Consider the following 19,097-nt stretch of genomic DNA (forward strand, 5'->3'; position numbering starts at 1 on the left):
GGGGGTTACTGTTGTGATAAATAATTTAATGTTTCAGCTTGTTACTAACGAAAATAACCGGCTTGCATTTACGGCAGAGTCGGAAAAAATAGAAGTCTATGTTCTAGAAGAAGATATTTTTCGAGTGTTCATGCCTTTTGACAAAGAAAACAGATTAGAAAAAACGTGGACGATTGCCCCTGGCATGGAGGATATCCCTTTTGAAGGAAGAGATCGATTTGATATCAGCCCTTTCCAGCTGCCGGAGTATACGGTTGAGGAAAGTGAAGAAAAAGTAGAGGTATACACCGGGACATTAAAAGCGGTCATCTGGCTGGATGGCTTTTATATTGACTGGTCTATGAAGCGTGATGATTCCTGGATCAAGGTTGCAGGAGATCGCAAGACACAGAGCTATAATTTTAACAATAGCTTAGGAGAATCTGCGTGCCATTACATGGAGAGAGACCGTTCGGAAAAGTATTTCGGTTTAGGAGAAAAAGGCGGTCTGATGGATCGGCATCATAAACGCTACCAAATGAGAACGATTGATGCGATGGGATATGATGCAGAAACAACGGATCCTTTATATAAGCATATTCCTTTTTATCTCGTTTATCAGCCGGAGTCCTCGGCTTCTTATGGAATTTTCTATGATAATTACTCAGACAGTATATTCGATATGGGAGCTGAATTGGACAATTATCATGGATTTTACCGATATTATCAGGCGGAAAAAGGAGACTTGGACTATTATTTCATCCTTGGCCCGAAGATCAGCGAGGTCGTTGAACGGTACACATGGATGACAGGAAAAACTATAATGCCTCCGAAGTGGAGTCTAGGATACTCCGGCTCTACGATGACTTATACAGATGCACCAGATGCCCAGGAGCAGTTGAAAAAGTTTGTAGAGGACTGCCGTGCGTATGATATCCCGTGTGATTCCTTCCAATTATCCTCGGGTTATACATCGATTGGTGATAAACGCTATGTCTTTAATTGGAACCATTCGAAAGTTCCGGACCCAGTCGAAATGAATCAGCATTTTCACGACAATGGCATCCGGGTGTGTGCCAATATTAAACCATGTTTGTTGGATGATCACCCAGAATACGAGAGTTTGAAAGAACAAGGACTGTTCGTGAAAAATGAAGAGGGCACCCCGGAAATCTCACAATTTTGGGATGCGCTCGGATCGTATGTCGATTTTACCAACCCACAGACTATTAAATGGTGGAAGGATCGAATTAAAGAAACACTCTTATCCTATGGAATCGATTCTACGTGGAACGACAATAACGAGTACGAAATTTGGGATGAACGGGCAACAGCTGACAATTTCGGCCGTCCGCTATCCATTCAATACGTAAAGCCGATTCAAACACTGCTTATGATGAAAGCATCGTTTGAAGCACAGCAGGAATATGAACAGCAGAAACGGCCATATCTCATTTCCCGATCCGGCGGGCCTGGAATGCATCGCTATGTGCAAACATGGTCAGGAGATAACTATACCGAGTGGAAAACAATCAGATACAACTTGAAAATGGGCTTAAGCCTAAGTCTTTCTGGTATTTTTAACTTCGGCCATGATATTGGCGGCTTCGCGGGTAAAGCGCCTGAACCGGAGTTGTTTATCCGCTGGATCCAAAATGGCATCTTTCATCCTCGTTTTACGATTCATTCCTGGAATGAAGATCAAACGGTCAACGTGCCATGGATGTATCCTGAATACATGAGCATCGTTCGTAATTTAATGAAGGAAAGAGTTAAGTGGCTTCCCTACTTTTACCATCTGATGTACCAAGCCCATGAAAACTATCAGCCGATTTTGGCACCCACATTCTACCATTTCGATGAAGACGAACGAACGTTTTTAGAAAATGATGAGTTCATGGCAGGAGAGGACTTGCTGATTGCTTCTGTTATGGACAAGGGCCAAACGAAAAGAGAGCTTTATCTGCCGGAGAATTCAAACGGCTGGTATGAGATAGAAACAGAAAAATGGTACGAAGGCGGCCAGACGATAACAGCTGACGCTCCTCTTGATGTCATTCCTAAATTTGCACAAGGAGGGGCCGTATTCCCAATTCGTGATGGGGAGATCACTTTTGAAAATAAAGAAGATACCGAAAGAGGTCTTCTCCTTTACCCTATGCTAGGAGAAGGAGAGACGAAAAGAGTGTTCTATGAAGACGATGGCCTCACCATGGATTATAAAAAGGGAAGTGCTGCCTGGCTTGAGGTCAGCATGAACACTACAGAGGAAACCATTGAAGTATCTATCGAAATTACGGGCGACTACAAGCTGCCTTATTCCTCGCTCAACGTATATTTCCCAGAGCGTGAAGACCGGACAATTATTGTAAATCATAAGGAGATATATCAAACCTCCTGCGAGCTAAAGCTCTAGTATGACAAGAAAGGCGTGATAGACGATGAAAACTTTTATTACGGATGATTTTCTATTACACAATGAGTATGCGCGTGAATTATATCACGAGCATGCGAAAGACTTGCCAGTAATCGACTATCATAATCATCTGCCACCTAATGAAATTGAACAGGATCGAAAGTTTGAGAATATCACTCAAATTTGGCTGCAAGGCGATCATTATAAATGGCGTCTTCTGCGGGCGAATGGAGTAGAGGAGAAATACATTACCGGAAATGCATCAGATAAAGAGAAGTTTATCGCCTGGGCACAAACCGTTCCAAATACATTAGGCAACCCTTTATACCATTGGACGCATATGGAGCTGCTTCGCTATTTTGGTATCGATGAGTTACTTGATGAAGACAGTGCCGAGGATATTTGGAATACAGCCAATGAACGATTACAGGATCCAGGCATGTCGACGAGAAATCTGCTGGCAGGAAGCAAAGTAGAGTTTGTAGGTACAACAGATGATCCTGTGGACGATCTCAAATTCCATCAATCCATTGCAGGCTCTGAATTCTCTACCGTTGTCGCTCCTTCCTTTCGTCCGGATCAGGGACTCGATATAGGCCATAGGGGAAAGTTTAAGAGCTGGGTAGACAAGTTAGGCATTGCCACAGGAAGAGAAGTTCATCGATATTCCAATTTTTTAGAGGCCTTAGCTGATCGCGTGGATTATTTTGATAAGCAAGGCTGCCGCGCTTCAGATCATGGCATTAATGTCATGTTTTATGAACCTGCAACAGAGCAGGAGGCAGGAGAAATTTTTGAAAAGAGCTTAAATGGAGATGCTCTTTCTTTAAAAGAAGTGCACCAATTTAAAACACATACCCTGCAGTTTTTGGCAGAAAGGTACGAGGAAAAGAACTGGGCAATGCAGCTTCACATTGGGCCGATGCGTAATAATAATTCGAAAATGTTTGAGAAAATCGGTCCTGACAGCGGCTTTGATACGATGGGGGATCAGCTTTTAGCAGAGCCTTTATCAAACTTTCTAGACTCCCTGGAGCAACGTGACGGGCTTCCTAAAACCATCTTATATTGTCTGAACCCGCGTGATAATTATATTTTGGCAACGATGGCGGGAAACTTTCAGAATGCCACTATTCCAGGAAAGGTCCAGTTTGGCACCGCGTGGTGGTATAACGACCATATTGATGGCATGGAAAACCAGATGAATATTCTGGCTAATGTCGGACTGATCAAGCATTTCTTAGGTATGCTGACAGATTCGCGGTCGTTTCTATCTTTTTCCCGGCATGAGTATTTCCGGAGAATACTATGCAATTTAATTGGAAGCTGGGCAGCCAAAGGGACTATTCCTGCTAATATGAAGCTTTTGGGAAGATATGTTGAGGATATATCCTATTATAATGCGAAACGATATTTTAACTTGTAACGGAGGTGAAGTCACATGGAAATGAGTTTCCGCTGGTATGGCGATGATGATCCGGTCACACTGGACTATATTAAACAGATCCCAGGAATGAAAGGGATCGTATCAGCTATTTATGATATTCCGGCAGGAGAAGTATGGCCGTATGAAAAAATTATTGAATTAAAGCATAAGGTTGAAACAAAGGGGCTTGTGTTAAATGTTATCGAAAGTGTGCCTGTCCATGAGGATATAAAATTGGGACGGGAAAACCGAATGAAATGGATAGAAAACTATAAACAAACATTGAGAAATCTAGCAAAAGCAAATATTCGGACCGTCTGCTACAACTTCATGCCCGTCTTCGATTGGACACGCTCTGCTCTTGACGCTCCTTTAGAGGATGGTTCACATTCGCTGCTGTATGATGAGGAGAAAATAAAAGACCTTGATCCTTTAAGCGGTGAACTGGATCTGCCCGGCTGGGATTTATCATACCAGACCGAAGATTTAAGAAAAGTGATGAAGGAGTATCAATCGATTACTGAAGCAGACTTAATGGATCATTTGATTTTTTTCTTAAAAGAAATCATACCCGTGGCGGAAGAAGAGGATGTCTTAATGGCGATCCATCCCGATGATCCGCCATGGTCTATCTTTGGACTCCCACGTGTGATCATCAATGAGGAAAATGTCGTTCGTATGCTGAAGGAAGTTGACAGCATACATAATGGTTTGACCTTCTGTACAGGATCATATGGAGCGAATCCTGATAATGATTTGCTGTCTATGATTGAAGCGGCAAAAGGCCGTATTCACTTCGTTCATGCGAGAAATATTAAAGTGACGGGGACGAAATCCTTTCAGGAAACTTCTCATTTAACACGTGATGGATCTGTAAATATGGTCAACGTTATGCAAAAACTGCAAGAAACTGGTTTTACGGGCCCTATTCGTCCCGATCACGGTCGAATGATCTGGGGAGAAGAAGGCCGGCCGGGGTACGGACTTTACGATCGTGCACTGGGAGCTGCCTATTTGAACGGAATTCTTGATACATTGACAACAGAAAAGGAGGGGTGAACAAATGGAGTTACCTTTTTCTATTAATCTAACAAATAAAGTGGCGGTTGTGACCGGGGGCAGTGGTGTGCTCGGGGCCGTCATGTCTGAAGCATTAGCTAAGGCAGGAGCCAAAGTAGTTATCCTGGCCCGGAACAAGGAAAAAATTGATTCAGTGGTCGAGAAAATTAAAAAATCAGGCGGTGAGGCTTATGGATACAGTGTTGATGTCCTAAACAAAGATGAGCTTGAGGAAGTACATGCAAATATTAGGGAGAACGTTGGACCTTGTGCCATTCTGATTAATGGAGCCGGAGGGAATCACCCACAGGCTACGACTTCACAAGAGTATCTTTACCCTGAAGACGTAAATAGTGAGGAAAACACCTTTTTCGACCTTGATAAGGAGGCCATCAATGGAACGTTCAACATGAACTTTCTCGGCACCCTCCTGCCTTCCCAGGTCTTTGGCAAAGATTTGCTCGACCAGAAGGGAGCGGTCGTCATCAACATTTCTTCAATGAATGCTTTTCGGCCGCTTACGAAAATCCCTGCATACAGCGGCGCTAAAGCCGCTGTCAGTAATTTCACCCAGTGGCTGGCTGTTCACTTTTCCAAAGTCGGCATACGTGTCAACGCCATCGCTCCCGGCTTTTTCCTGACAGAGCAGAATAGAGGATTATTAATTCAGGAAAATGGAGAATTCAGCGAGCGGGCAAATAAAATTTTGGACCAGACACCAAACGGAAGATTTGGAGAGCCGGAAGAACTCGTGGGTACATTGTTATGGCTCGTGAGCGAAGAAGCTTCCCGGTTTGTAAATGGAGTGGTTATCCCTGTGGATGGAGGCTTTTCGGCTTATTCAGGTGTGTAGGAAAAGTTGATAATGTAGTCGGTTTTCCCGAATAATGTGGTTATTTCTCAGACCACATTATTCGGTTTTTTTGTTTCTATAGTCATTCACAGCTTTTATAATGACATATAAAGAAACAGGACAAGAAATTTTTGGAAAGGAGAGTACGATGAAGAAGTTTTTAAAGTGGGGAGAAGGAATAACGGCAGTATTATTGATCATTCTGCTTATTTTACGTTTCGCAATATCGTTAGAAGTTTTTCATGTTTTAATGATCATTCTGGGTATTCATTTTATCTTAAGAGGAGCTAATATAAGGGTGAGGGAAGGTCGTTATGCAAAAATAGAAGGATATATGTTTTTGATTATTGGATCGGTCATTACTTTGCTTATATTCGTTGATTTATTATTTTAGGAAGTTCAATTCTTAGAAAAGGATTGAGCTTTTTTGTTTGTCTGCAGAAATTCAAACAAATTTTTATTTAGACTAAAAAAAAGTTTGTTGACAAAATATAAGAATGATTTTATAGTTTAGTTACACAATATTCTAAAAATTTCATCACTTCAAAAAGGCGGTATTCAATTTGGAACATATTAACGAAGAACTGGATTTTCTTAAATCTTTTATTAAAGGAATGGCCAATCATTTTGGTGAAAGCTGTGAAACTGTGCTGCTCGATGTATCCAATCACGAAGAATACGGAAGCGGCCTGATCGTAGCGATTGAAAACGGCCATATTACCGGACGAAAGGTGGGAGATACAGGGACCAATTTAGGGTTAGAGATTTTAAGAGGGTCGGAAAGCTCTGGGGATAAGCACAATTATATGACACAGACGAAAGATGGCAAGATGCTTCGTTCCACGACAATGTACATAAGGAACTCAGAGGGACAGCCGATTGGCTGTATTTGCATTAACTTAGATATTACCGATTTAGTGATGGCTGAGAATACCATCCGGCAGTTTACGAGAACGGATGATATTAATACAGATGTAAATGAAGTGTTCGTCAACAATGTAAATGATGTGCTGGACATGCTGATTTCAGAGGCTCAGGATCACGTAGGGAAACCTGTAGCACGTATGAGTAAAGAAGAGAAGATGAAAGGAATTAAATATTTGGATGAAAAGGGCGCCTTCTTAATTAAGAAAGCAGGAGACACGATTTGCTCTTATTTTGATATTTCCAAGTATACGCTGTATAACTATCTGGAAAAATCCAGAGACAATGGCTCCAGCTAAAACTGCGGTTTACCCCGCCAATAATCACCTGTAGAGCTGACAGAAAATAAATCACTACATCATAGATTTTTCTCCAAGACTAACGGTTTGTCATGAATGTGAATCATACAAAAATGTTTAAAGGAGATGTACAAATGGGAGGAGAACAATTCGTTTATCTTTTTGTGTTTCTTGGATTTCTTTTAGCTATGATTGCAGTTGGTGTGCTGGTCAGCCGCAAGGTGAAGAGCGGGGAGGACTTCCTTATGGGAGGGCGGGGGTTAACGACTCCTTTGCTTATTGGTACAACACTCGCAACACTTGTAGGTACAGGTTCCAGTATGGGAGCGGTCGGTTATGGATTTGCCAATGGATGGGCAGGGGCTCTATACGGCATTGGAGGCTCAGTCGGAATGTTTCTGCTTCTGTTCTTATTTGCTGATGTGAGAAGACATAATTTTATGACATTCTCTGAGGAGCTGAGCTTCTATTACGGAGCGAACAAATTAATCAAAGGCGTCACATCGATCATTCTTTACGTTGCTTGTATAGGCTGGCTGGGAGCTCATATCATTGGTGGCAGTTTGTACTTAAGCTGGATCACTGGAATTGATCCTACACTTGCCAAGGTAATTGTAGCTTTAGGGTTTGGTTTATACACACTGATCGGAGGTTACTTAGCTGTTGTTTATACAGATGTCATTCAAGGGATGATCTTATTTCTTGGGTTCATTCTGCTGACCGTGCTTTCGGTTGTGGCTATTGGCGGATTTGGCGAGCTTAACTCCAGTGTGTCACCGGAAATGAGCTCATTTTTAGGACTTCAGCAGGTCGGCATTATTCCGGCGCTCTCCCTGGCTGTTGTAATTGCTGTAGGGGTTCTTGCCACACCGTCTTACCGCCACCGGATTTACTCTAGTAAAAATCACGAAACCATTAAGAAAGGTTTTATCATAACAGGTATTCTTTTTGCTCTGTTTTCATTATTCCCAGCGATCGTCGGTATGTCTGCGAGCATTCTAAATCCTGAAATTGAATCAGGGTTTGCTTTTCCATATTTAGCTACAGAAGTGTTTCCATTATGGATAGGCGCAATTGTGCTAATTGCCGGACTGAGTGCTACGATGTCATCGGGAAGCTCAGATTTTATCGCTGCCGTTGCCATTTTACTGCGGGATGTATTTGAAGTGGTGACAGGCCGGCTCCCTGAGAAGGAAAAAATGGTGCTCTACTCAAGAATTTCTCTAGTTTTCACACTGGTGATTGCCTTATTCTTCACACTGTTTACAAACAACATCATTACGTACATTTCAAACTTTATCTCTACCGTTATGTCAGGTTTGTTCGTAGCGGCACTGCTCGGCAAGTTCTGGCCGCGTGCGAATTGGCAGGGCGGAATGGCCAGCTTAATCGGCGGATCGGCCACGTCTTTTATTATTTTAAGCAGTGAGAGCATGACGGCTTTCTGGGGAAACCCCATTATCCCATCAATCGGTGTAGCTCTTGCTGCCAATCTTATCGTCAGCCTGCTCACCCCGGCTCAACCAATTTCTAAAGAAGAAGCCCTGCGGATTTTGGAAGAAGAGCGGACAAGACTGGATGAAGGCACGATCATAAAACCTGATCACAAACAGGTTCAATAGGAGGATTCCAATGAAGGACACACCGTACATTGAAATTGATGAACAAATTTTACTTAACAATATTAGAAGAATGAGTCTATTGGCGAACGAGCAGGGGGTTCAGCTGCGTCCGCATATTAAAACACATAAAATCCCATACATCGCAAAATTACAGCTGGCCGAAGGAGCCGTTGGAATTACGGTCGCCAAAATTACGGAAGCCCAAGTGATGGCGAATCATGGAATTGACGATATTTTCATTGCTTATCCAGTAGTCACTAAAAGCAAAGCAGAGGAGCTCTGCTCTCTGAATAAAAAACTGTCTCGATTAATTGTCGGAGTCGACAGCCTTGAGGGTGCTGCCGTGCTAGATCAGGCGGCAAAAGACCACAACGAGATTTTAAAAGTGCGTTTAGAAGTTGATACGGGCTTGTCAAGGACAGGAGTAGATACTGAGAAAGCCGTTGATTTGGCACAGGAAATCTTCCGTCTTGAGTCCTTGGAATTACAGGGGATTTTCACCTTTAAAGGAGCTGTTTTTGAAGGAGAAGCCACCATGGATACGCATAAAGCGGGTATTGAAGAAGGGGAAATAATGGTTGAGCTTAAGGATCAGCTGGAGAGAAACGGGATAACAATAGAAGACATCAGTGTAGGTTCTACACCGACAGCTGCTTCGGCAGCTAAGGTAGACGGCATTACAGAAATTCGACCGGGTACTTATGTATTCAATGATTCTATGCAGGTGAAGCTTGGAGTCAGTAAGTGGAAGGATTGTGCAGCAAAAGTCGTTGCTACCGTTGTAAGTCGTCCTTCTGAAAAACGAGCGGTCATTGATGGAGGAAGTAAAACCTTTGCTACAGATGTCCAGCCCAATCATGCGCCTTTGCATTTAAAAGGTTTTGGTGTTCTCCCTGAGTATCCCGAGGCAGAATTTGCCCGGATGAATGAGGAGCATGGGGTGATTTTAACAGACGCCTCTGATTTAAAAATTGGCGGCCAGGTAGAGATCATCCCTAATCACATCTGTAGTACAGTGAACCTTCATAACTATGTCTATTTGAAAAAAGAGAACAATGAATATGAAAAGATAAAAGTTGAAGCACGAGGCATGATCCAATAAGGAGGCATTGTATGTTTGATACTTTTATTAAAGACGGCAAAATTGTAGACGGAACAGGGAATCCCTGGTTTTACGGCAATGTAGGTATTAAAGAGGGAAAAGTAGCCTATGTTGGCCCACGCTCTGATCTGCAGTCTAAACAGGTTGTCGATGCGAAAGGGAGTATCGTCTCTCCGGGATTTATAGACGGTCACTGTCATTCCGATTTAATGATCCTGGACTTCCCGGAAAGTGAAATCAAGCTCCAGCAAGGGGTCACGACAGAGGTGGTGGGGAACTGCGGACTTGCTCCTGTCCCCGTTAACCCTTTATACAAAGATGCTCTTCAGAATTATGTAGAGCCTGTGTTAGGAAAAGCCAATAAGGACTGGCAGTGGCAGACAATCAGTGACTATTTCAATGAGCTCGATCAAAGCCTGATTTCAGAAAATGTCGCTTCCTATGTGGCTCACGGTTCATTACGGATTGCCGTTATGGGGTTCGATAACAGACCACCTTCGCGAGAAGAAATGGAGGAAATGAAATTTATTTTGGAGCAGGGAATGAGGGCAGGAGCCATTGGTTTATCGATCGGTCTGCTTTATTCGCCAGGCAGCTACTCGACGAAAGAAGAATTATCCGAACTCTGTGAAATTGTCGCTAAATATAACGGGCTCTTTTCCACACATATCAGGGGGGAAGGCAATAATTTAATCCCATCAGTTAAAGAAGTCCTTTGGATTGCACAGAAAGCAAATGTTCCTTTACATATCAGTCATCTAAAAGCAGCAGGCAGGAGGAACTGGGGAAAAGTTCTTGAAGCTATGGATTTGATCGATCAGGCGAGAAGCAAGGGCATGGATGTTACGTGTGATGTCTATCCTTACTCTGCCGGCTCAACAATGCTGACCACACTGCTCCCTCCATGGTCGTTAGAAGGCGGGCTGGGCGCTGTACTTAAAAGGCTGAAAAATCCTCAAACGAGAGAGAAAATAAAACAGGAATTAAAGCAAGAGCAGGAGGCCTGGGATAACTTAGTAGTCTCCACTGGCTGGGATAGTGTTATTATCTCTTCGGTAAATTCACCTGCTTTAAAGCAGGTGGAAGGAAAAACGGTGGAAGAAATCAGTAGGGAAACAGGCAAGGATCCGGTTGATCAGGCAATTGATTTGCTGCTTGAAGAGAACGGGAACATTGGCATTGTTTTTTTTCATATGGATGAGCAGGACGTCAAGCATGTGATGCAATATCAAAATTCCTTAATTGCTTCAGACAGTTTGACGTGCTATACAGGAAAACCGCACCCGCGGCTTTATGGGACATTTCCTCGCGTCTTCTCCAAGTATGTAAAGGAAGAAAACATCTTATCACTGGAGGACGCCGTCAGGAAAATGACTTCCTTTCCAGCAAGGAGGTTTGGACTGGGGAAGCGTGGTCTCCTGACAGTGGGATATGCTGCGGATGTTGTCATCTTTAATTTTAATGAAATAGAGGATACAGCAACTTATGAATCCCCAAAAAACTATCCGCAAGGCATTGAATACGTATTTGTAAATGGACGATTGACGACGAAGGAGAAAAAGCATACGGCCGAGAAGTGCGGCTGTTTAATCAAAAACGCTCCTTCTAAAAATCCCATTGAGGTGATGAAATGATAACAGTTAAAGAAAAAATTAATGAACTAGGTATCGAAATACCGGAGGCACCAAAGCCGGGGGCCGTCTATGTCCCAGCTAAGAGAGTAGGCAATCTTATTTATACGTCAGGACAGGACTGCCGCATCGATGGAAAACTGCTCTATGAAGGTAAACTAGGCAGTGATTTGACGGTAGCACAGGGCTATGAAGCGGCCCGGCAGACCATGATTAACTGCCTTGCTGTTATCCAGGCAGAGATCGGAGATTTATCAAAAGTCAAACAGGTTGTAAAGTTGTTAGCCTTTGTAAACTCTGCCCCTGGATTTGTCCAACAGCCCTATGTAATCAATGGGGCATCAGAGTTACTGGAAGAGATATTCGGAGAAAAAGGACAGCATGCACGGTCAGCGATTGCCTCGAATGAACTGCCGTTTAATACTCCGGTGGAAATAGAGATGATTGTTGAGGTTGAATCGTAGGGAAAAATTGAGTAAGGGTCCTTTTACAAGAGGTATGGAAGAATAGGAAAAGTAGATTAGTAAATGGTTAAATAATCATCAGAACTTCCCTATGAGGAAGTTCTTTTTTTATTCAGCGGATATAGAGGGATGACAGCCAAAACTAGAGCAAAATACCTCCATTATGACAATAATCGTAGAAGGAATTAAAAGGGAATTCACCGAATTTATATAACAAAAGGACTAAAGGAGGCTGTGCATTGCAAAATTTTATTTTGGATAATTTAGCGCTTACCACTGCGGAAGAGTTATTTAATGTTAGCCATGAAACGCCTAGTTCTATTTACACGCGCTATCGGCTTAATGGATTTGAACAAGCTTATGCTCAAATGTATTTTAAGGTAATAAATAATCTTCGACTATGGGAAGAAGATGAAGAGGAGGCGCGAAAAGTTATTCATTCTGCGATAGGTGATCATGTGAGACAAGGGTACCGGACAGGTATTCGAGTGTTCGATGATTTACTTATTAAAGAATATATTATTGAGAAGTATACCGTTTAATTCAGCTTAAGCAATAGCCTCTTTTTTTAGTAAAACATAACTGGCAGGCAGGCCTGCAAGTAGATATAATAGTTGTAGAATAAACGCAAAGGGTGATGATGGCTATGATGCCTTATATTGCAGCAGCTCATGCAAAGTCTATTGGTTAGACGGGCGATGCTTTGCATGAGAGGATCAGTCGCTTAGGATCGCTTTTACAAAAGATAACCACAGACTTTGCACCTTCCATTTATGTATATAACTAATGAGAAGGGGCTGTCTGCATGAATTATGTAAAAGCTAACGAGGTCCTGCCGCAGGAGCTCATTGAAGAAATCCAGAAATATGTTCAGGGAAAGACTCTCTATATTCCAAAGACGAAGGAAGCTTATGAAAAATGGGGAGCTCGTACCGGGACGAAAGCTTATATAAACGAGCGCAATCATTCGATAAAATCGGATTTTAAAGCAGGGATCTCTATCGGGGAGCTTATGGAGATGTACTATCTTTCAGAAGAAAGTATCAAGAAGATCGTTTATACAAAGTAAAGCGGAAGGCCTGATCATAGGGTCTTCTTTTTTTTATGTCATTTTTAATTCTAAATGAAAGTATGCATAGGATCCGCCGGACGTTTTTCGTAACATGAAAGGTGTAACAAACGTAAAGGTGGAGTATATATGGAACCGTTTTTGGAGCCTTATCAGTATCATTTTTTAAAGAGGCAAGGTCTTAAAATAGTGAATGCCCGAATCAGCTCAACTGATTCTCATGTCATTAAAGCCGTCCGGGGAATTGTGGAGGACAGCGTTTTTCATCAATTCAAACACTGTTCGGAGGAAGAAAGACAGCTGGTGGAACGTATGATTGCAGTTAAAGATGAGACAGAGGTGGAGCAGGTATTAGGTGATCTGCATTCTTTCATTATTCCGTTTCAAGCCTCAGAAAAGCAGATTAAAAAGCTTTTTCCTAAAGTGAAAAAGCTTAAGATTCCTGATCTAGACCGTATCGATACAAAGAAAATCACATATCTTACGTGGTGGGACCCGGGCTCTCACAAAAAGTTTATCGTCACAGTCAGAGAAGGAAAGCTATGGGGCATCAACGGGACGTTTCAGAAATCTCCTCAGGAAGGTATCTGTTCAATTTGCGGACGTCATGAACCGACAGGGCTTTTCTTAGTGGAAAAAAAGGGAAAAGAAGTAGGCACCTACAAGAAAAAAGGAAATTATATTTGCAGTGACGGTGAAGCTTGTAATGAAAATCTGACAGATCTTACAAAGCTGGAAGATTTCCTAGATCATTTAAGCCGTTAAGGAAGAAACTCTCATCTACAATAGAAAGAAACAGAAGCCCTTCGACTCTGTAAAGGGCTTCTGTTGTTTTTATGTTGTTGAATAGCTTTTTTCCTTAAGAGCTTTTTCTCCTGCTTTTAACACTTCAATAATCCTGTCCACATCATACACACTGCCTTTCCATGTACCGCCGCTGACCTTTTGCAGCTGTGCCCATAAGCGGGTATCATCCGGCAGGTTTTCAGACGGACGGATGTCCTTGTTTTGTGTGCGGGCCGCGAGAATCCGGCTTCCTTCTTCAGGGGAGACGGGCTGTTCTTCTGTGCCTAAAAAGTGAAGATGTCCTTCCAGGTTTACTGTATCAATATATATTTCTACAACGTCTCCGTCTTTTAATTTTCCAATCGGTCCGTCAGCTAAGCCTTCGGGACCAATATGACCGATGCACGCACCTGTAGATACACCGGAAAAACGGGCATCCGTAATGAGCGAGACGTATTTTCCATACGATAAATGCTTCAAGGCGGAGGTTAATTGATAGGTTTCCTCCATTCCTGTCCCTAAAGGACCGCAGCCGGTGACGGCCATAATGTCTCCTTTTTCAATACTTCCTTCGCGAATCGCCTCAATGGCGCTTCTTTCACTCGTAAATACTTTAATTTTATTTTTATGATAATAAATACCTTCCTCGTCCAGCATCTCAGGATCGATGGATGTGGATTTCATTACAGCCCCTTCTGGAGCGACATTGCCGACAGGGAAGGTGATGGTTGAGGTCATCCCCTTGGCTTTTGCTTGTTCCGGCGACATAATCACGTCATCAGCTTCAAGACCATCTGCTTCTTTTAATCGTTCTTTCATAGCCTGGCGGCGCTGTGAATGCTCCCACCATTCCAGGTTTTCCCCTAGTGTTTTTCCAGTGACGGTCAGTGCGTCTAAATGAAGCAGGCCGAGCTCGCGTAAGTGCAGCATAACTTCCGGCACACCTCCGGCCAGGTAGGCACGGACGGTTGGGTGATAATCCGGACCATTCGGTAAAACGCTTACAATTCTAGGTGTGCTTCGGTTGACCTCACTCCATTGCTCCACTGTAGGGATAGAACAGCCGGCAGAATAGGCGATCGCCGGGATGTGCAGCAGCAGGTTGGTCGAACCTCCAAATGCTGCGTGAACGACCATGGCGTTATGAATCGATTTGTCCGTGATAATATCTTTTGTCGTGATTTTTTGATGAATCAGTTCCATGACGGCTTTTGATGACTGGCGGGCCATTTCCTTCCAAATATCCTGTCCTGATGGTGCCAGCGCCGCATGTGGAATGGACATTCCGAGGGCTTCTCCGACGACTTGTGCTGAAGCGGCGGTTCCGAGGAACTGACAGCCTCCGCCTGGTGTGGCACAAGCCCGGCAGCCGAGCTCGGCCGCTTCTTTAAGAGAGAGCTCATCATTAGAGTAGCGGGCACCGATCGTCTGCACTTTGCCGGCATCTTCTCCAATCGCCGGAGGCAGCGTAACACCGCCCGGGATAATGACAGTTGGCAAGTCATGCATTGAAGCTAACGCCATCTGCATGGCAGGAAGGCCTTTATCACATGTGGCCACACCAATAACCGCATGACGTGTCGGCAAGGATCGAATCAGTCTTCGATACACTTGTGCGGCATCGTTTCGGTAAGGAAAAGAGTCAAACATGCCGGTCGTTCCCTGTGATCTTCCGTCACACGGATCGCTTACGTACGCGGCAAATGGAACACCTTGCGTCTTCGTCACTTCTTTTGCTGCTTCTTTCATCAATAGATCGACTTCCCAGTGGCCGGTATGATAGCCAAGAGCCACGGGTTCTCCGTTATGATCCTTTATTCCTCCGTGTGTACTTAACAGTAATACTTGTTTTCCGTTCAGCTGATCCGGCCTCCAGCCCATTCCTACATTCTGAGAAAGTCCAAATAAATCACCGCTCGGGGAGTGGCGAAGCATATGGTCAGTGAGTGGAAGAGCACCAGAAGGACCCGGGGCTTTCGTCTTTATGGAACCTATATCTGTTTCCAAATCTCCCATTAAATCTTCAAGTGTATAGCTCAAAAATAATCACTCCTTTTCCAAGTATTATGAATTTTAAGAATAGTATTGTCAACATAGTAGAATTAAGTTTTATATTATAGAACATTTTTATTTATTAATAGTATTGCTTTTCTGAATTTTATCGTGTACTATGACGTTAAATGTTAGTTTGTTTATTGGACGAACTAAGTTTAGTCGTGAAGGAGGGGAGTGAAAAGTTCTGCAGAGCTTTTTTTAATTCTATTTTATGAAAGCGCAAACAAAATTGAAAGGGGAGGGATTTTTTTGATTAAAAAGTATACATGGCTGATGATGGTGGCTTTATTAGTTTTTGCGGCAGGCTGTGGAAATAACTCAACAGGTGGCGAGTCAGGAGGTTCAGGCGGTTCTGATACGATTACGCTTTGGCATATTGAAACAGGGGCTTCTGAAAAAGCCCTGGAGGATGCAGTCGCAAGGTTTGAAGAGGACCATGACGTGACGGTAGATATTGTGAGACAGGAAAACGACCCGTATAAAACGAAGCTGTCCGTGGCTATGGGGGGAGGTACACCGCCAGATGTTTTCCACTCCTGGGGCGGCGGCTGGCTTGAGGAATTCGTAGATGCTGGGCAAGTGAAGGACATTTCCGAAGATGTCGATACCTCTCAATACTTGCCAGCAGCACTGACTCCGGCCACTTTTGATGACAAAACATATGGGGTTCCTTTAGCGATGGATATTGTGCCTGTCTGGTACAACAAGGAAATGTTCGAGAAGTTCGGACTGGAAGAGCCGGAAACGTATGATGAATTGCTTGAAATCGTAAAAACGTTAAAGGATAACGATGTGATTCCTTTTTCTATCGCCAACCAGTCGAAATGGCCGGGCTCTTTTTATTACATGTACTTAGCTGAACGTATCGGCGGACCTGAGCTATTTAACGAAGCATACAACCGTGAAGGCAGAGGATTTGATGATCCAGCCTATGTTGAAGCAGGAGAGAAGATTCAGGAATTAGAGAAAATGGGTGCATTCCCAGATGGCTTTAACGGTATGAATTTTGATACAGGGCAGTCAAGACAGCTGCTCTACGCCGAGCAGGCTGGCATGATTATCCAGGGAAACTGGATGCTTGGAACGACAAGAGATGATATGCCTGAATTCGAAGAAAAGCTTGGCTTCTTCTTATTCCCGACGATTGAAGGCGGCGAAGGCTCTAACAAAGATATTGTAGGCGGTGTGAGTCCGGTCTTTTCTGTCGCTGAGAAAAGTGACAATCAAGAAATGGCCACAGAGCTGGTAAAAGAGCTGACAAGCGCGGAAACAGCACAGCAGCTGGCCAATGAGGATGGAGCCATTTCTGCGGTCAAGGACGTTGAATATGAAGATAAATACGTCCAGCAGATCAGCGAGGTCCTTGAAGAAGCAGAGTATATGCAGACATTCTATGATCAGACACTGCCGCCGGAATTAGCGGACGTTCACTTAAATACAACACAGGCTCTCTTTGGTCAGTCTATGACACCAGAGGAAGCGGCACAGCAGGTAGAAGAAAAAGCGAAGGAAGTATTGGAAGAATAATTGTTAAAACTGCATCAAGTTTTTAGCAAAGCTTGGTGCAGTTTTTCTAATCTAAGTGAGGTGACTTAGTTGAGGAACGAAGCGAAAGCATTTAATGAGTATGACGAATCGTATTCGGGCGTTCAGCGTAAGCCGATCGTTTCACAGAAACCGAAACGTCCAAAGAAAAAAGAAGATTTTTGGGTCATCGTTGGGTTCATGGGACCGGCCCTGTTAATTTATGGGGTGTACGTCGTTTATTCCATTGCCATGACATTTTATTACAGCTTGTTTGAATGGTCGGGGATTGACAGCAACATGGTCTTTCTAGGGCTGCAGAACTATGTAACATTAATGAGTGACAGTGTGTTTTGGACATCGCTGCAAAATAACTCCCTGCTTGTGGCAGCCTCTCTTTTAACACAATTGCCTTTAGGCCTGATTATGGCACTGCTTTTGTTCAGCCCGGTCATTGGCATGAGGTTTTTCCGTTCGGTTTACTTTATGCCGTTTTTAATGTCCACGGTGGCTATTGGTATTCTATTTATCTATATCTATGACGGGAATTTCGGCATCGTTAACCAGTTTTTAGGGGCCATTGGACTGGACTCATGGCAGCGCGGCTGGCTCGGAAACGAAGAGACGGCGATCTGGGCCGTGATTGCTACGGTGTGCTGGCAGTTTGCTCCGTTTTATATGATTCTGTTTCGAGCGGCTATTGTCGGTATCCCGGAGGAACTGTATGAAGCAGCTGACATTGATGGGGCGAATAAGTGGAAAAAATTCGTAAGTATCACATTGCCTTTGCTCATTCCAACGATTGTGACTTCATCGATTCTTTCCATTATCGGTGCTCTGAAGTATTTTGATTTGATTTATGTCATGACAGATGGCGGACCTAATAATTCGACAGAGCTAATGGCCACATATATGTATGAACAGACGTTTACGAATTTCAATATGGGATACGGCAGCAGTATTTCCTTTATGATGTTTATCATTGCACTGCTCGTAACCATTGTCATTATTAGCCTGGACCAGAGAAGAAAGGGGGCGAATTAAATGCTTGAGAAGCTGAGACAGATTCCACTGTATGTGTTAGCGATTGCTTTGTTTTTATTTACGGGGGTTCCCTTTTTCATCATGGTCAATACCTCGTTTAAGACCCAAATTGAGTTTATGAGCTCACCCTGGTCACTGCCAGAAAGTTTTTCCTTGGAAAATTACCAGCTGTTAGTTGAATCCGAATTTTTCCGGTTTTTCTTAAACAGTATGATTGTATCAGTCATTTCGGTTGTGGCGGTTATTGTCCTGTCAGCAATGGCAAGCTATCCGCTGGCCAGGATGCGCTTTAAGCTAAATCGCCCGCTGTTTATATTGTTTCTCGTCGGGATGATGATTCCTATCCATACAACCTTAATTCCGATCTTTATTTTAACAAGAAATATGGGACTTTATGATACGATCTGGGCGCTTCCAGGACCTTATATCGCTTTCGCCCTGCCGGTTTCGATCATTATTTTCACCCAGTTTCTAAAAGATCTGCCTAAGGAATTAGAAGAATCGGCTAAGATCGACGGCTGCGGGCAGTTCCGTTTGTTTTGGAAGATTTTATTCCCACTGCTAACTCCAGCTGTTGCTACAGTGGCGATCTATAATTTCATCAATATTTGGAACGAGTTTATTTTCGCGCTCGTACTTACGAACTCGCAGAGTAATGCGACTTTGCCTTTAGGATTAAGAGAGTTTTACGGTCAATTCTCTGTAAACATTCCAGGGATTATGGCTGCGTTAACGCTGGCAAGTCTGCCGCTGCTGTTAATCTACTTTGTCGCACAGGAGAAAATCGTTAAAGGAATCGCCGCAGGATCTGTTAAAGGTTAATCTACTAAAAAGGAGAGGATTT

17 protein-coding genes are annotated in these 19,097 nt (G+C 43.3%); 16 read left to right on the forward strand and 1 reads right to left on the reverse strand.

Annotated elements, in window-relative coordinates; all coding sequences use genetic code 11:
• The first annotated feature begins 28 nt into the window (after nucleotides 1-28).
• The 13 genes from B7E06_RS05145 (at nucleotide 29) to B7E06_RS05205 (ending at nucleotide 13,609) form a co-directional block, all read left to right on the forward strand.
• Entirely contained in the window at nucleotides 29-2,395 is a 2,367-nt protein-coding gene (locus B7E06_RS05145) for a glycoside hydrolase family 31 protein (RefSeq protein WP_082235916.1), read from the forward strand.
• A gap of 25 nt (nucleotides 2,396-2,420) precedes the next feature.
• The gene (uxaC, locus tag B7E06_RS05150; RefSeq protein ID WP_082232976.1) at nucleotides 2,421-3,821 is read left to right on the forward strand and encodes a glucuronate isomerase; all 1,401 of its coding nucleotides are present in this window, start codon (nucleotides 2,421-2,423) and stop codon (nucleotides 3,819-3,821) included.
• A gap of 15 nt (nucleotides 3,822-3,836) precedes the next feature.
• A complete protein-coding gene (gene uxuA / locus B7E06_RS05155) occupies nucleotides 3,837-4,880 on the forward strand; it encodes a mannonate dehydratase (RefSeq protein ID WP_082232977.1) in 1,044 nt (347 codons plus the stop codon).
• 4 nt (nucleotides 4,881-4,884) lie between these two features.
• Complete coding sequence (locus B7E06_RS05160) at nucleotides 4,885-5,733, forward strand: SDR family oxidoreductase (protein WP_082232978.1); 849 nt, start codon at nucleotides 4,885-4,887, stop codon at nucleotides 5,731-5,733.
• Between the two features lie 148 nt (nucleotides 5,734-5,881).
• Nucleotides 5,882-6,127, forward strand: a complete 246-nt coding sequence (locus B7E06_RS05165; protein ID WP_082232979.1) for a hypothetical protein — start codon at nucleotides 5,882-5,884, stop codon at nucleotides 6,125-6,127.
• A gap of 169 nt (nucleotides 6,128-6,296) precedes the next feature.
• Nucleotides 6,297-6,956, forward strand: a complete 660-nt coding sequence (locus B7E06_RS05170; protein ID WP_082232980.1) for a helix-turn-helix transcriptional regulator — start codon at nucleotides 6,297-6,299, stop codon at nucleotides 6,954-6,956.
• 134 nt (nucleotides 6,957-7,090) lie between these two features.
• Nucleotides 7,091-8,578: a sodium:solute symporter family protein gene (locus B7E06_RS05175; RefSeq protein WP_082232981.1), complete on the forward strand. Its 1,488-nt coding sequence runs from the start codon at nucleotides 7,091-7,093 to the stop codon at nucleotides 8,576-8,578.
• Nucleotides 8,579-8,588: 10 nt separating this feature from the next.
• Nucleotides 8,589-9,680 carry an alanine racemase gene (locus tag B7E06_RS05180; RefSeq protein ID WP_082232982.1) on the forward strand — a complete coding sequence of 364 codons (1,092 nt, stop codon included), beginning with the start codon at nucleotides 8,589-8,591 and terminating at the stop codon, nucleotides 9,678-9,680.
• A gap of 11 nt (nucleotides 9,681-9,691) precedes the next feature.
• Nucleotides 9,692-11,314, forward strand: coding sequence for an N-acyl-D-amino-acid deacylase family protein (locus B7E06_RS05185; RefSeq protein ID WP_082232983.1), 1,623 nt, complete (start codon nucleotides 9,692-9,694; stop codon nucleotides 11,312-11,314).
• Nucleotides 11,311-11,775, forward strand: coding sequence for a RidA family protein (locus B7E06_RS05190; RefSeq protein WP_082232984.1), 465 nt, complete (start codon nucleotides 11,311-11,313; stop codon nucleotides 11,773-11,775). Before B7E06_RS05185 ends, B7E06_RS05190 begins: the two co-directional genes overlap by 4 nt.
• A 239-nt stretch (nucleotides 11,776-12,014) precedes the next feature.
• Complete coding sequence (locus B7E06_RS05195; protein ID WP_082232985.1) at nucleotides 12,015-12,317, forward strand: hypothetical protein; 303 nt, start codon at nucleotides 12,015-12,017, stop codon at nucleotides 12,315-12,317.
• A 263-nt stretch (nucleotides 12,318-12,580) separates the two neighbouring features.
• Nucleotides 12,581-12,844, forward strand: a complete 264-nt coding sequence (locus B7E06_RS05200; RefSeq protein WP_082232986.1) for a CD3324 family protein — start codon at nucleotides 12,581-12,583, stop codon at nucleotides 12,842-12,844.
• Nucleotides 12,845-12,973: 129 nt separating this feature from the next.
• Nucleotides 12,974-13,609: a FusB/FusC family EF-G-binding protein gene (locus B7E06_RS05205; RefSeq protein ID WP_082232987.1), complete on the forward strand. Its 636-nt coding sequence runs from the start codon at nucleotides 12,974-12,976 to the stop codon at nucleotides 13,607-13,609.
• A 69-nt stretch (nucleotides 13,610-13,678) separates the two neighbouring features.
• Here the strand turns inward: B7E06_RS05205 and B7E06_RS05210 are convergent, their stop codons facing one another.
• Complete coding sequence (locus B7E06_RS05210) at nucleotides 13,679-15,670, reverse strand: YjhG/YagF family D-xylonate dehydratase (protein ID WP_425432188.1); 1,992 nt, start codon at nucleotides 15,668-15,670, stop codon at nucleotides 13,679-13,681.
• Between the two features lie 264 nt (nucleotides 15,671-15,934).
• On the opposite strand from B7E06_RS05210, the gene B7E06_RS05215 reads away from it, so the two are divergent.
• From B7E06_RS05215 to B7E06_RS05225, 3 genes are all read left to right on the forward strand, one after another.
• Nucleotides 15,935-17,212: an extracellular solute-binding protein gene (locus B7E06_RS05215; RefSeq protein ID WP_245807678.1), complete on the forward strand. Its 1,278-nt coding sequence runs from the start codon at nucleotides 15,935-15,937 to the stop codon at nucleotides 17,210-17,212.
• Nucleotides 17,213-17,281: 69 nt separating this feature from the next.
• Nucleotides 17,282-18,253 (forward strand): carbohydrate ABC transporter permease, encoded by a 972-nt coding sequence (locus tag B7E06_RS05220; protein ID WP_245807679.1) that lies wholly within the window; start codon nucleotides 17,282-17,284, stop codon nucleotides 18,251-18,253.
• Complete coding sequence (locus B7E06_RS05225; RefSeq protein ID WP_082232988.1) at nucleotides 18,254-19,075, forward strand: carbohydrate ABC transporter permease; 822 nt, start codon at nucleotides 18,254-18,256, stop codon at nucleotides 19,073-19,075. It begins immediately after the preceding gene.
• The last annotated feature ends 22 nt before the right edge of the window (nucleotides 19,076-19,097 follow it).

Source organism: Halobacillus massiliensis (assembly GCF_900166625.1).
GTDB classification, from domain to species: Bacteria; Bacillota; Bacilli; order Bacillales; family Halobacillaceae; genus Halobacillus_A; species Halobacillus_A massiliensis.